A 14,713-nucleotide genomic window follows, 5' to 3' on the forward strand; every position below is an offset into this window, starting at 1 on the left:
GCTTTCTTAGGTGGGGATGTTGGTGGGGAGGCGGCTGGCTATTCACGTGCTGCCGTTGCCGCGGCGCGGATGAAATCGCCTCGGGTGGTGGTGCCGTTGGCCTTCGGAAGACCAGCGAGCGGCACACTCATCGACTCGGCCAACGCTCGCCAGCGTTGTTCCAGTTTGGCGTCGAGCGGTTGGTCAAGTTCGACAGCGTGCCCTGGTGCGGCCTCGGTGTATTGCCCGTGCAGTTTCTTGCCGCGTGGTTTGCGTGGTGTTCCCTCGGGATACAGTTTCAACAGTCCTCCAGCGGCGCCCCACCACTGCACGCCGGCAAAGTCGGGTGAATCAGGCAGCACGTCGCTGACGTAGATCGTGGCAGAACCATTGGCGTGCAGTTGAGTTTGAAGGCTCGCGACGTCGACTTGCTGTACCGGTTGATCTTGCTGCACGGCCAGGGCTGCAGCGTGCCCGGCGGCTTGTCCCAACGACATCCAGACCGGTTCCAGCCGCAACGCACAGAATCCGACGTGGGAGGATGAAACGGCCCCCGGTACCAACAAGTTGTCGATCTCTTTGGGGAGCAAGACTCCGTAGGGGATCTGATACGGCGGCACGGGATTGTAGAACTCGCCGCTATGTTTGCCGCCGAAACGGGGCCCTTCGTGGTGGGTGCCGTGGCAGTTGTTCCCGTAGTCCGCCATGGCGATCGAGTCGCGGTGGAATTTGGCACGCGTGCCTTCCTCTGCGTACTCGCTGTCCGTCTGCGTGTAGATGGAAACTCCTTGCATGCGGCGAGCTTCTCGCACATACAGTTGCGGTGGCAGATGATTGGTGTCCAGAAATTCGTCGCGGCACCATCCCCACTGCTTGGCTTCTTGGCGAAACGCTTCGGGAACCTCCGGGTCGTTTTGCAGGAAATACAGCAGCCCGACTTGATCTCGGAGGTGCTCGTCATAAATCGCTTGGCGTTCTTCTGCGGTGCCGTCTGGCCAACCGAGGTTTTTGCCTGGCAATGAAAGCCGCACCAAGCCTCGCGAGACATCGTTGATGTCGTATTTGCCACCGGGCAACACGGGCAGGTGGGCTTTGAAAATGCATTTGCTCGGGTAGTCGAAAACACGTTCGATCTTCTTTGATGCGATCGCATCCAGCACGCCCACAAAGTCTTCACGCTGGTAGCCAGGCGGAGCGACAGGGGTCACGCGGTTGGATTCCTCTTGGGTCATGATGAAGCGAAAGTTGTAGGCTTGCAGTTGATCGTCTGCGGCTTCTGGTGCCAGCGATTCGCCGTGTTCATCGCGTCCTTCACGACCAGCCCGCCACTCGACTCCTGCCATCGCCATCAGGTCGCCCTCGTAACTGCCGTCGACAAAGACGCTGCCGCGAATCGTCCGCGTGTTGCCTTGTGGGTCAACCAAGGTGGCCGATTCGATGCGTTTCTGCGATTGAGATTCAGAGAGCTTCAACGCCGAGAGAGCGTGTTGATGGATCCGTTCCACGCGGGGTTGTTCGTCCAGCAAGGCGTGGAACACAGCGAGGTTGACTTTGGGTTCGCCGAATGTGCCGTGGTAGGAAGCCTCCACCTGCGGCGAGTCCGGGCCATCGGTTTCGATGTAGTGAGCTTCAACACGATTCGCAAAATCCAGGAACGCCCCGCTGAGGCTTTCGAGCGAATGGAAATCGGTGTGCGACAGACCACTGGTGACCAATCCACCGATTCGGTTGGTCGGTTCGATCAACAGAACCGACTGCCCGGATTTACCAGCAGCCACCGCCGCGGCAATGCCCGCTGGTGTGGCTCCGTACACCACCACGTCAACGTTGGGATCGGCAGCCACCGCTGGGGGTGCTTTGAAACCGCAGAATAAAATCACGGCCCCGGCCAGCCACGCAAATCGACTCATGTTGAAACTCCACAGATAGAAACGCTCCGAAGCACAGCATCATAGCCTCTCCAGCGGGCTGGTTTTCGGCAGGCGAATGGGTTCGATCGACGAGAGATGGAATGCTCGCGCGCCGCGATCCTTCCTCGAGTCAGCGCAGACACACGATCAAGAGATGATCCAACCGATGATCCCTGCGAACAGCGTGTAATACAGGAACGCGGGAAGGGTGCGGCGCAGCACCAGGCCTTCTTGTCCGAGCAAGCCGACCACGGCGCAGGCGGCGACCACATTGTGAACGCAGATCATGTTGCCTGCAGCACCTCCAACCGCTTGCAACGCCACACCCCAAGTCGGATCCGTGCCGATGTGTTGAGCGACCGAAAATTGAAACTCGGAAAACATCATGTTGCTGAACGTGTTGGATCCGGCGATGAAGGCTCCCAGGCCACCCACGAGCGGCGCGACCAGCGGCCATCCGTCGCCCATCCACTGACCTGCTTGCGTTGCGAGCACGATCGGCATTTTGTCCAGTGTTCCATCGCGACCGCCGTCGGAATGGATGAAGACTTGAACCATCGGCACTGAAAACAGCAACGGGATCGATGCCCGAGCGATCATGCGAAAGCTGCGACGCCACGCCAAGCGAGTGGCTGCGGTTGGTGTCCGGTGCAACGCGACCGTCAGCAGCGAAACCACCACGAAAATCGTTCCTGGCAAATACAGCGGTTCGATCCGAACGCTGACGGACGAACAGCCAAGAATGGAATCGAAATTCCAGGCGACCGAACGAATCGCTTCCGTCACGGGGGCGACCAAGCGGGTGAGCAACAGCAGCACCGCAACCAACAAGTACGGCGTCCAAGCCAACCAGGGTGGCAGGACCCGCATCGCGTTGGGAGACGCAAGCGTGTCCCGCTCTGTCTTTGCGTCCGGCGCTCGCCCGGTCCATTCCGGAGGCCACGTGGACGATTCCGCGAACGTCCACACCTTGCCGTCCCGTGGCATCATCCAACCACGACGGGCCGCCGTCGTCACCAGCGTCAAACCGACCAAGGCACCGATCAGCGAGGGGAATTCCGGACCCAGGAAGATCGCCGTCAACACGTACGGGACCGTCATTGAAAGCGAGGCGAACAAAGCGAACCGCCAGACAGCCAGTCCCTCGGAAAACAGACGGTTGGCACCGAAGGTTCTGGTCAGCACACAAACCATGATCAGCGGGATGAACAACCCGACGGTCGCGTGCAGCACCGCGACTTTGATTGCGATGAGTTGCAGGAATTCGGACCAGGGGACGAGTCCCTGCTCAACCGCCAGCGTTTGAGCGGCGGCGGATCCGGACAGACCTTTGTCGACGCCGACCAAGATCGGCGTCCCGACCGCGCCAAACGAGACCGGCGTGCTTTGGATGATCATGCCGCAAAAGACCGCGGCCAAGGCTGGGAATCCCAGCCCGACCAACAGCGGAACGCAGACGGCCGCCGGGGTGCCGAAACCGGCGGCTCCTTCGATGAACGATCCGAACAGCCACGCGATGATGATGGCTTGAACCCGAGCGTCGGGCGACAGGTTGCTGAACGAAGAGCGGATCGTGCTGATCGCGCCGCTGACCGTCAAGGATTCCAGCAGCAGAATCGCGCCGAAAACGATGAACAGCAAACTGACTGCAATGATCACGCCTTTGATCGATGCGGCCGCGACCTGCAGAGCGGGGACTTGCCAAACCAAAGCCGACAACGCGGCGGTCAAGACAAACGCGACCGGCATCGCGCGTGCAGCCGGCCAACGCAGCCCGACCAACAACACGCCAACGGTCAGGATCGGCAGCAGGGCGACCAGAGCGAGCATCAAGGTTGCCCCCAAGGGCGCAAAGATCGTTCAGGACTCTTGGTTTTCATTCTGCTTGTCTTGGGTGGGCAATGAAGCATGCTCTTTGCGCTCTTGAGTTTGGCTTCGAAATCATTGGGAAGGAACTTTTGAGACGAGAGTAGGAGGAAGGACGCGTACCCTCCGGTAACACACCAGTCGGATCATTGACTGTTGATGCACTGGGACGCGTTGCAAGTTTTGAAGTTGCGTCTTGTCGATTGGTTTGATTGGCCATCTTCCATGAACATCATAGACAACGGCATCGCCCATGGATGGAGGGTACGTTACGAATGGGGTTGCCAAAGGCCTTTGGCCATCAACGAAATGAACACAGCTTCAAAAGCGTAGGCAAGAGATTTCGATGATCCGCTTGATTGACCAGCGATCAGTCTGCCAATTCACTCCGTTGCTGCATCCATCGTTGGAACACCAAGCCGATCGCGACCAAAGCGAGTCCGATGATCCAGATTTTGGGTTGCACCCAGAACGCCAAACCCAGGCAAGAGGCCAAGCCCAGCCAGGGGACAATCGGAGGGAACAGGCGTTCGTTCACGGTCAGACGCGTTGCTGCGAGGTTGGTCAGCGCGTAGTAGACCAGCACGGTGAAGGCACTGAACGACCAAGTCGTTTTGACATCACCGATCAGCGCAAGTGATCCCACGCCCATTCCCACCGCGATGACGGCGACGTATGGCGTGGAACTCTGGTGCGAGACCGTCGCCAAACCACCAGGCAAGTCACCGCGTCGGCCCATCGCGAAAACAACTCTTGATAGGCCGAGGATCAGGTTGAGAAGCACACCGAGCATTGCGGTCACGGCGCCGATCGAAACCAGTTTGGCGACCAGCGGTGAATTCAATTGGTTCGCAACGAGTTGCAGCGGCGAGGTTGGTTGAGAGGTGGAACTCAATGTTCCTGTTCCGACTGCCGCGACCGCGACGCCTCCAACGATTGCGTACAGCAGCGAAGACACCAGCAGCGTGGCAATGATGGCTCGCGGAATCGTCCGGTGTGGGGTCTGGACTTCTTCGCCGAGTGTCGCAATTCGGCCATAGCCCGTGTAGGCAACGAACATCAACGCGCAAGCCTCCAGGAACTGCCGCGTTGCGGTCGCGGGATGATCCGATGTAAACAGCGGTGTCATGTTGGCGAAGCCTTCTCGCCAAGCGACCGGCAAGCCTGCGATCACGAAGCTGGCCAGCGCGATCAGCGTCGTGCTGACGATGGCAATGTTGGTCCAATTGGACCGCCGGATCCCGCCCAGCAACAACAACGTCGTTGCAAGCACCGCACCAACGGCCACTGGCACGACCCAACCCACGCGATCGATTTCGAGGAGTTGCAGGGCGTACCCGGCAAGGCCCAACGCGGCGGTCGCAGCTGAAGCGGACTTGGCACACAGAAACATCCAGCCGGCCGTGAAGCCCAGCGATGGTGTCAGCCAGCGATACCCGTACTCATAAGTGCCGCCACTGACTGGATGCACCGCCGCCAGTTGTGCGCTGCTGAGCCCATTGAAGGCGGCAACCAAGGCGGCAACGAGAATCGCAAACACGACGGATGGGCCGGTGATTCCCGCCGCGATTCCGATGCTGACAAAGACCCCGGTGCCGATGATCGATCCCAGTCCCATCATCATGGCGCCGAACAGACCCACGTCACGGCGAAGTTGTGCAGGCTCAGGGGGGTGGGACGGCTGCAAATCTGCGGTCATGAGCGGGCAACGTGAAAATCAAAGCGAGAGGGGCGTTGGCGGTGGACGCGAGTGTATCGAGGGAGACAAGTCGGCGAAGCCCTGGAGGGACAGCAGGTGGTGCCGGCGGGACTGAGTTGAGTCGCGAGCACTGGGTGTCGTCCAATTGGAATGGAGTTCGATCGCGAAATCGGGGCGATCAGATGCCCTTACGCAACAGCCACGAAGTGGCGACAGGATGTAGCCATCGGCGCCAGCCGATGGGTATCGAGGGAAACGAATTGGCGAAGTCCCGGAGGGACGGCAGGTTGTGCGGGCGGATTGAGTCCTGTCGCCCCTTCCGGCAACGCCGTGAACGATTTAGGCGACGGTACAAAACCCCAGTTTTTGAAGTCGATCGCGATCTTCTTTCGTGGCGCGAGTGACGTTGGGGAGACCGCAACGAGGCTTGTCTTTCTTGTTCGGTTTATACCTCGCCTCCTTGCTCGACTTGCGTTCGTAATCATCGATCAGCGCATCCCTCAGCATCTCCGATAAGCTCGGTTCCTCGAGATCGGTCTCGTTGAGGTTCTCAAGAATGCGTTGGAAAGAACGCACCACCCCTGCGAAGCTGATTCGACCAGGCATCGCGACCGGATCACCCCGGCGACGTTTCTTCGCGAGGTGTACTTTCAAGGCATACAGCTTGACGATCAGAATACTGAGGATCGACCAATGCAACTCCACCAACGCCCGGACGCTCTGGCGGCAGCGAAGTTGTCGTCGTCCATACGTTTGCTTTAGGTTGCGAAATTCCAATTCGATTCCCCAGCGGCTCTTGTAAATTACCAGTGCTTGCTCGTCCGTGAGCTTCTTCTCATCCAAAACGCTCGTTAAGAGAACTGCCTCTTTGCGGCCGAGTTGGATCTGAATCATGCGAAGCTTCAGGGGACGCATGCCCTCACGGCGTTTGTCCTTGGGCCAGCAGTAAACAAGGTTGTCTTCGCCAGGCTCGACATCGTAGCCGAGGCTATGCAGCAAGTTGACGTTCGCGCCGACGCGAACGAGAAAGTGGTGTCCCCCATCGATGATGCTCTTCCAAAATTCGTAGCCAACGAATCCCGCGTCACCGGTAAACAACGTTTTCCCCGGGAATTCGCCGTTTTCTAGCATCTCTTGCACGTGTGCTCGTTCGGACGCATTGCTAGGCCCAAGTTTCCAGCACCAAGTCAGTTGCGTGGCAACGTGCCAAATCTTTGTGATCCAAATCTGGGGTACTGGCGGTGCCGGTGGATTCTTCTCGATGGCCTGACGGCGCATTCCTTTGGTCTTCTTTTTTCGATACCGAGCCGTTGTCCCGTGACCATGATTGGGAGCGCAAAACGCTTTTTCGTTACTCAGTGTTCGCGGCGTTGTGTTTCGAGAACCATCGACAGCCATGACGACCCAACCAGTCGTCCTCCAAAGCTTGCCGGCGGTTGCCTCGATTTGCTTGTGAATCCGAGTAAGCAAAACCTCGGACAACCAGGGAGTCCATCGAACCAGCGCCTTGATCAGTCCAGAGTAACTTGAAAATGCGATCCTCCCGTGGACCTTTTTGCATTGCCGGGTGCCTGAATCAAAAGCATCCTTGAGCTTGTCCTTGTCAGAGAAGATCCACAGCAAGGCTTGGATCATCAGAGTCATTGTCTTCCAGCCAGTGTTGCCGTGGGCCTGCGTCGGCACTGCCTGCTCGTCACCCAGCACCCAATCGATCGCACTGCGGAACTCTTTGGCGTTGCGCGTCTGGGCTTTCCGATAACGCTCTCGCTGAGATTCGATCTTGACCTTGCGCTTAGCTCGGTTGGATTTCCTTTGTCGAGCATGTTCTTTGGCCTTGCTTGATTCGTGAGAATCGAGTTTCTTTGACACAGCCGGATTCCTTTCTGACTGAAGTGTTTCAGTTGGTTGGTAGGGGGATCCGGCTTTTACACTTCAAGGGCAGTTCAGCAAAACACCACAAATCGCGGCCTCAAAATCGTTCACGGCGTTGCCCTTCCGGGCTTGGTGGGTGTTGGGGAGTTCGTTTCCACGGGCTGACGCCCGTGGCGACAACATGTCGTCCCGATCGGGACTGAGGTGAGTCGTGGCGACAACATGTCGTCCCTGTCGGGACTGAGTTGAGACGTGGCGACAACATGTCGTCCCTATCGGGACTGAGTTGAGACGTGGCGCCAACGCGTCGTCTCTGTCGGGACTGAGGTGGGGCACAAAGAGCAAACGAGAATCGCTGGCGGTGGACCTACAGCCCGGTGCTGGTGTGGATTAGGATGTAGGACCAGCAAGCGCATGCTGCGTCACGGCCCTTTCCTCCAACGAACGTCTCGACCATGCCTTTGTTCGAAATCGAAACCGACGCCCACATCATCATCACCTGGGCTGAAAATGAAGACGCCGCTCGCGAAGTGGTGGATGACGCGTACCCCGAAGATGAACTGATGCGGCTCACCAAACGCCCTCGGGATTCTTGGGTGATCAGCAAAGGTGCTTTGGGTCTGACCGACCGAACGCTCGACCCGTGCATGACAGCTCGCGATTGCCTGAGCAAATCAGCGGGCGACAAGGTCAACGCAATCCGTTTGTACCGAATGGAAACTGGCTGCGACCTCGAACAAGCCCGCATCGCGATCGAATCCAATATGGTGATGGGATGGTGAAGGACTCGCTTGAGGCCTCCCCACATCCTTTCCTTTCCGATTGAGATTCCATGATGAAACCAGCGTCGCTCCCCAACCCATGGCTGTGGTTTGCGTGGTTGATGCTGGTGCCTCTGCTCGCTGGCTGCGATGGATGCCGCCAAACCGAGGACATTGATCTCAAAGATGAGGTCGAACAGCAGAAGCTGCCTCCCTTCACGATCAGCTCCGCGAAGGCTTTTCCTGCGACGCGACCCGACGCGGGAACCAAAGGTGCCACGGACGGAGCGATCAAGCCAGGGCACTGGTTTGCTGCGGGAGTGGCACTGAAGAGCAACCGCGAAGACGAACGCGGCGTGATCCAGACGGAAACGAAACTCACTCGCCCCGTCGACGCGTTCGCTGACACGCTGGAGCAAGCCGAAATCGAACAAAGCCTCGAGGACGCTGCCGCTCGAACGGTCGGCAAGCCCTTCCGCGTCCGCCGGCCTGCCGTGTTGCCACGCGGCCAACGTCGGGAATTGGAAACCCGTGCCCTGGCTCCTGAAGCTGGGGGCAAGGTGCTGGCAGGACTTCAACTTGATGGGGACTTTATCTCGTCGCAAAGCGGTTCTTCCGTGCCCCTGCGATCAAGCACCTTTGCCGCCCTGCCAACTCAGTCCTTCTTCTTTGTGGTGTTGACCGAACGATCCGAGCGATTCACACGCCTGCAGACATCGGACTGGGTCGAGCCGCTGCGAGCGATCGACGAATACTATCGCCCGAGAGAAAACTACCGGATCGTGATCCCCCCCACGCAAGGCGTCTTGCCACTTTCCGAAACGATGCTGGATTGGACCTCGACCGCGGTTCTCTTCTGGGACGATCTGACATCGTCTGCTCTGACGCCCGGGCAACGCAACGCCATTGTGGACTGGGTGCACTTTGGCGGGATCCTGATCGTCAACGGTCCCTCAGGAACTGACGCGATCGAGGACGCAAACCTGAAGTCGCTGCTGCCGATCCAATCGGATGGCAATGAAGAAATCAACAGCGACAATGCGATTGCCTTTCTGAAGTCGCATCAGGTCCGCACAGACGAATCACTCCCGGCGATCCAAGCCAGACTGTCCGGCGACAACAGCACCGTCGCGGTTGCCGGCCAACCCGCCTCCGACGCCACGTCTCTGGGCGATGGCGACTTGGTCTATCAACGCCGAATCGGGCGGGGGCGAATCGTTCAAAGTCGGGTGGACCTGCTGAGCGAATGGATGACCGCTTGGAAGTCCTACGACAGCTTCTTCAACAGCGCCGTGCTCGCTCGGCCACCACGACGATGCCAGGCGGTCAACTCCTACCAATCAATGGTCCCAAGACCGTTCCTCAGTGAGGATGAAATCGACACGGTTTCCGAAGAAGAGATGGCAGCCGTCCTCAATCAACCCTCCTTCGAACAGAAGCTGGTGGGCATAACGCTGGAAGATGTGCCGCCATCGATCAACTCCAGCTTTCGACTGTTCACACGCGACATGCGACTGGGGACGTCCCCGAGCACACCCACCGCATCGCCCGCCCCCGCAACATCCGTCAACGAACCGCCACGGGGTTCCGTTCGATCGCCCAGGGACTACCGAAACCGACTCGAGTCAGAAACTCTGCTGCACCCGGTCAGCGGCGTCGGCGGCTGGAAAGACGACAGCCCTGTGCTGACCTCGTTTCGAAATTCGCTGCAAGAACGGATTGGAGTCACGATCCCCGACTCGTCATTGGTTGTGAAAAGCTTGCTGATCTATTTGATCGTTCTCATTCCTCTCAACTACGCGGTCTTCCGTTGGATGGGGCGACTTGAGTGGGCATGGCTGGCGATGATTCCCATTGCACTGGTGGGAGCCTTCCTGGTCGCGCGTGCCGCGCAACTGGACATGGGCTTCGCACGCAGTCGAAACGAACTGGCGTTTTTGGAAATCCCACGGGAACACGATCGCGGGCATCTGACTCGTGCCATCGCACTGTACAACTCGTTGGCCAGCAACTACTCGGTTCAATTCGAAAACCCTGACGCGGCGATCACCATGCTGACCACTCGGCGGACTGACTCACGCAACGCGAATTTGTTCGGTTCCGATGGACTGACACTGCAACTTGGTTTTGATGCAGGACCGAGACTGGACGGGATCGCGGTAGGAAGCAATTCCTTCGCCGCAGTGCACACCGAACAAATGGTTTCCGTTGGCGGCCCGCTGTCGCTCTCTGAAGACGGAGGCACGCTTCGCAACGATTCCAACTTGGACCTGACGGATGTCTATGTGATTCGTCGCCCGTCGGGAGACAACGCGACCTCGAACGTCGAAATCGCTGTGCTGGGAGGAGTTGCGCAGGGGAATCGCCCTCGTTGTCCTATCAACCCGCCGAACAGATCCGAGTCTCGTCCGAAGTCGATTCGGGAATCCGACTGTGCATGCAGCGAATCCTGACGAGCTCATTCGTTCCGCCGGGCTCCACTCGCTTGCTAGGACGGCTTGCTAGTGTCCCGCCTGACCAAGCCGACGCGGACGAAAGCTCCGCTTGGGGCGGATTGGAAATCTCTCCCAAGTGCAGCCAAGTGAACGCCGGCACGATTGTCTTGGCTCACCTGGAATACTCACCGCTGCACACGCCGCAGCCAGACGAAAATTTGGCCGACGACTTCCGGCCACGCACGACGAAGCTCGAGGAAGAAAAGCGAGCGAGCGAACAAGAACGGTCGAACTCTCCCAACACCGAAGAATCAGACACCTCGAAGGAAACGCCATGATCACCTTGGAAGGCTTCGGCAAAGACTACGGTGATTTCACCGCGGTCGAATCCATCGACCTGCAAATTGATGCCGGAGAAACGTTTGGTTTCATCGGTCCCAACGGGGCTGGCAAGAGCACCACGATTCGTTTTTTGGCAACGTTGCTGCGAGCCACTCGCGGACGCGGCGAGGTCGCAGGTTGCGATGTGATGAACGATCCCATGGGAGTCCGTCGGGCGATTGGATACATGCCCGACAACTTTGGCGTCTACGACGGGATGCGGGTGTGGGAGTTCTTGGACTTCTTCGCGGTCGCCTACGGCATCGCCCGATCGCAACGCGGACCGATCATCGACAACGTGCTCGAACTGCTGGACCTGGGGCACAAACGAGACGATTTCGTCAATGGTTTGTCGAGAGGGATGAAGCAGCGTTTGTGCTTGGCCAAGACGCTGGTCCACGATCCACCCGTGTTGATCTTGGACGAACCTGCCAGCGGGCTGGACCCGAGAGCCAGGGTGGAGGTCAAGGCGTTGCTGAAAGAGCTGCGCCGGATGGGAAAAACGATCCTGATCAGCAGTCACATCCTGACCGAACTGGCCGACTGCTGCACCTCGATTGGAATCATCGAGCGAGGTCAACTGCTGATGAGCGGACCGATTGATCAGGTGTATCGCAAGATCCGACGCAACCGCACGGTCGAAATTGCCTTCACCGAAAACGCAGAAGCGGGGATCTCCATCCTGCGAAGCAGTCCCGCGTTGCGAGACCTGGAGCTGCGTCCCGATCGCGTGATCGCGGAGCTGGAAACCGACGACGCAGGGCTGGCCACATTGCTGAATCACTTGATTGCTCAAGGGGTTCAGATGCGATCGTTTTACGACCGAGACCCAACGCTCGAGGATGTCTTCATGAGCGTCACAGAAGGCCTGGTTTCATAAGGATCGCCGTTGCCGGTGAAGGGACCGTTGAAGCGGCCGCCAGGGCTCACTCTTCCGGCGTGTCGCGGCGGAAGACCGCCACGATGTCATCCACGGGAACCACGAACAGCTGATTGTCGTGTTCCAAATCCACCGGGATCGCATTCTTGGGGTGGAACAGGATTTTGTCGTACTGGCGCAGGGGCAGCTCCTCGTCGTTTTCGACCACGGTGCTGATCGTCACGATGCGTCCCGTGATCGTTGGGATCTCGGCTGCATCGGGAAGCGCGATCCCGCCTCGGGTCTCTCGCTTGGGCTCGTCTTTTCGAACAAGCACCCGATCACCGATCGGCTCCACGTATTCAAATACTTTGGGCGCGGTTTTCTTTTTTGCCATGTCTGTTTCTTAAGAGCACATTCAGATGGATCGTGTGGGAGTTCGCGATGAATCCCTTGGTCGTCGCGATGGACCGTCGCCGCGACGCGATTGTTTCTCAGGCCGATTGCGAACGAGCCTTAGCGGCCGTCCACCTTGGTGAAAATCATTTTGCCAGCGTTGGTCTGCAGCGTGCTGGTCACCCGCACATCAATCTCTTGCCCGATCTTGTGGCGGCCACCTTCGACGACAACCATCGTGCCATCGTCCAAGTAACCAATGCCTTGCTCAGGCCCTTCGCCGGGTTTGATGATCCGCAATCGGAACGACTCATCAGGCAAGAACACCGGCCGCAACGAATTGCTGATCTCGTTGAGGTTGATGACCGGCACGCCTTGGACCTTGGCGACTTTGTTCAAGTTGTAGTCACCCGTGACGACTTTGCCTTCCAGGTGCTTGGCCAACAGGACTAACTTCAAGTCAACCGTTTGCCCCGCCAGTTCTGGCAATTCGCGATCAAAGATCTGCAGGTCCACATTCTCGTCAGCACGCAAACGGTTGAGCACGTCCAGACCGCGTCGACCACGCGTGCGACGCAGTTTGTCACTGCTGTCCGCAATCGCCTGCAATTCGCTCAGGGCAAACCGCGGCATGATCAGTTGGTTGTCGAAAACTCCCGTGGCGACCAAGTCGGCGATTCGGCCGTCGATGACCACACTGGTGTCCAGCACCAACGGTTTGAACCCTTTGACTTCACGGACAAATTCCACATAAGGAATGAGAAACCGAAAGTCATCCTTGGTCTGCAACAGGACGGACGTGCAGACATAGCACAGCACCAAACCGACGACCAATTGGAACACTCGCAGGTTGCTGGTCATCTCGATCAACGGCGCCGCGGCGATCGTCAGGATGAACGTCAGCAGAACACCGATCAGAACCCCAAAGTAAACCGAGGTGATCGTGTCGATCCGTTTTCGCGGGACATAGATGTCCAGCACCACAATCCCCACAGCCAGTCCCATGATGGCGACAAACGTCAACCACGGCACTGCCTCTGACCCGCCGCTGGGCAGGGAGGTGTTGATGATTGCTGAAACGCCTCCGGCGCACAGCAAAAAGATGAATCGCAGGACAATCAGTGCCATGGTGTGTGCGACGTTGGTCAAAACGCCGCTTCAGCAAAAACGGGGGACGGAAAGAGAGGCTTCAGTGTAGATGCTACCGCTGGAACGCCCAGGGGGTTCGTTTGAACCGTAAAACACGGCGTTTTGCGTCAGAAAGCCGACAAAAAGTGGCCTCCGACAATGCAAACAGGCCGGTGGGAGGCAGCTCATCGGACGGTGGAGTCGCCAAGCCCTGTCGGTTTGATCCCCCAGTCGGAGCACCAGCAGGCGACATTCGCGGCTCACCAGTCGGACAGAGGGCCGTTCTTGGATTGTTGCAGCACCAAGAATTGTTGATCGCAGAATCGATCCGTCATCCCCGCCAGGTACTCCCCGACCACCCGCTCTTTGGGTTTGTGCTCCAGTCGACGGCGAAAACGCATCGGCAATCGTTCAGGGTTTCGCCTCAGGGCAGCGAACAAGGTGTGCACTCGATCGGCGGCAGCTTCGCGGACCGGCATCAAACGAGCGTGCCGATAAACCGCCTCGAACAAGAAACTCTCCAACTCGGCACGTTCGGACGCCATGGTTGGTGAATGCCCGACACGAATTCCGGCTTGGCACGCGGCGTCGGCGGACAGGCCTTCGATGTTCTGCAGACGCTCGATCGAAACATGCAGCAAGTCGCCGACTTGCAAGTCAATCAGCTCGTGCACCAGCAATTGCCGCAGCGGGCCGACCGGCAACTGCCCTGCCTTCTCGCGGACGCGTTGCAGTGTTCGGCGGACGATGGCCAGTTCCGACAACGCATCAATTGATAGCAATCCCATTTGCAGGGCGTCGTCGATGTCGTGAGCGTCGTAGGCGATGGAGTCCGCCGCATCCACAATCTGGACTTCCAACAACGGTGCAATGCCGACCGCGGCCTCTGCTTTGTGCGCCCTGGTGTCCTGGCCGGCCAGAGTCTCCTGGGACAGGTTCAGCCCGCGAAACGCGTGATAACGTTGTTCCAACTCTTGAACGATCGTCAGTGCGAATTGGTTGTGTGAGAATCCGCCAACCGAACGCATGCACTCGGACAGCACATCCTCACCGCAATGACCAAAGGGTGGGTGCCCAATGTCATGCATCAGCGCGAGCGCCTCAGTCAGATCTTCATTCAATCGCAGCACACGCGCCAACGTCCTGGCCACCGAGGCAACTTCAAACGTGTGAGTCAGGCGGGTTCGGTGGTAGGTGCCCATCTCTCCCGTGAACACCTGCATTTTGCCCGACAACCGCCGAAACGCGCTGCTGTGCAAAATGCGATCTCGGTCGCGACCGTAGGGGCCGCGGTAAGCGTGCGGTTCCTCGGGATGGATTCGCCCCGCCGTGTCGGAACTGTGCATCGCGTAGGACGCCAGCAACAAGTGTTCACGGTCAGCGAAACGGCGAAGATCGATCATCGGACCGGCTAATGACATGAGACG

The 14,713-nt window shown here is 58.5% G+C and carries 11 protein-coding genes; 4 read left to right on the plus strand and 7 right to left on the minus strand.

Annotated elements, in window-relative coordinates; translation table 11 throughout:
* Positions 1-38: 38 nt before the first annotated feature.
* The 4 genes from UH5x_RS25495 to UH5x_RS25510 all read right to left on the minus strand — a co-directional run bounded on the left by UH5x_RS25495 (position 39) and on the right by UH5x_RS25510 (position 7,323).
* Complete coding sequence (locus UH5x_RS25495; protein ID WP_482636079.1) at positions 39-1,757, minus strand: FAD-dependent oxidoreductase; 1,719 nt, start codon at positions 1,755-1,757, stop codon at positions 39-41.
* A 279-nt stretch (positions 1,758-2,036) separates the two neighbouring features.
* Positions 2,037-3,719, minus strand: coding sequence for an L-lactate permease (locus tag UH5x_RS25500; RefSeq protein WP_482634102.1), 1,683 nt, complete (start codon positions 3,717-3,719; stop codon positions 2,037-2,039).
* Between the two features lie 406 nt (positions 3,720-4,125).
* Positions 4,126-5,454: an APC family permease gene (locus UH5x_RS25505; protein ID WP_482634103.1), complete on the minus strand. Its 1,329-nt coding sequence runs from the start codon at positions 5,452-5,454 to the stop codon at positions 4,126-4,128.
* Positions 5,455-5,793: 339 nt separating this feature from the next.
* A complete protein-coding gene (locus tag UH5x_RS25510) occupies positions 5,794-7,323 on the minus strand; it encodes a transposase (RefSeq protein WP_482632748.1) in 1,530 nt (509 codons plus the stop codon).
* A 458-nt stretch (positions 7,324-7,781) separates the two neighbouring features.
* Here UH5x_RS25510 and UH5x_RS25515 point away from each other — a divergent pair, with 458 nt between their 5' ends.
* The 4 genes from UH5x_RS25515 to UH5x_RS25530 are packed head-to-tail and all read left to right on the plus strand — an operon-like array spanning position 7,782 to position 11,783.
* Complete coding sequence (locus UH5x_RS25515; protein WP_047817350.1) at positions 7,782-8,108, plus strand: DUF6793 family protein; 327 nt, start codon at positions 7,782-7,784, stop codon at positions 8,106-8,108.
* Positions 8,109-8,158: 50 nt separating this feature from the next.
* Positions 8,159-10,540, plus strand: coding sequence for a hypothetical protein (locus UH5x_RS25520; RefSeq protein ID WP_482634104.1), 2,382 nt, complete (start codon positions 8,159-8,161; stop codon positions 10,538-10,540).
* Positions 10,525-10,860, plus strand: a complete 336-nt coding sequence (locus UH5x_RS25525) for a hypothetical protein (protein WP_482634105.1) — start codon at positions 10,525-10,527, stop codon at positions 10,858-10,860. The genes UH5x_RS25520 and UH5x_RS25525 overlap by 16 nt, the downstream gene beginning before the upstream one ends.
* Positions 10,857-11,783 carry an ABC transporter ATP-binding protein gene (locus UH5x_RS25530; protein WP_482634106.1) on the plus strand — a complete coding sequence of 309 codons (927 nt, stop codon included), beginning with the start codon at positions 10,857-10,859 and terminating at the stop codon, positions 11,781-11,783. Before UH5x_RS25525 ends, UH5x_RS25530 begins: the two co-directional genes overlap by 4 nt.
* 46 nt (positions 11,784-11,829) lie before the next feature.
* Here the strand turns inward: UH5x_RS25530 and UH5x_RS25535 are convergent, their stop codons facing one another.
* The 3 genes from UH5x_RS25535 to dgt form a co-directional block, all read right to left on the minus strand.
* The gene (locus UH5x_RS25535; protein WP_047817353.1) at positions 11,830-12,159 is read right to left on the minus strand and encodes a co-chaperone GroES; all 330 of its coding nucleotides are present in this window, start codon (positions 12,157-12,159) and stop codon (positions 11,830-11,832) included.
* A 119-nt stretch (positions 12,160-12,278) separates the two neighbouring features.
* The gene (locus UH5x_RS25540; RefSeq protein ID WP_047817449.1) at positions 12,279-13,286 is read right to left on the minus strand and encodes a PIN/TRAM domain-containing protein; all 1,008 of its coding nucleotides are present in this window, start codon (positions 13,284-13,286) and stop codon (positions 12,279-12,281) included.
* A gap of 260 nt (positions 13,287-13,546) precedes the next feature.
* Positions 13,547-14,689 (minus strand): dGTP triphosphohydrolase, encoded by a 1,143-nt coding sequence (gene dgt, locus UH5x_RS25545; RefSeq protein WP_047817450.1) that lies wholly within the window; start codon positions 14,687-14,689, stop codon positions 13,547-13,549.
* Between the last annotated feature and the right edge of the window lie 24 nt (positions 14,690-14,713).

This window comes from Rhodopirellula sp. UH5, from assembly GCF_056839225.1.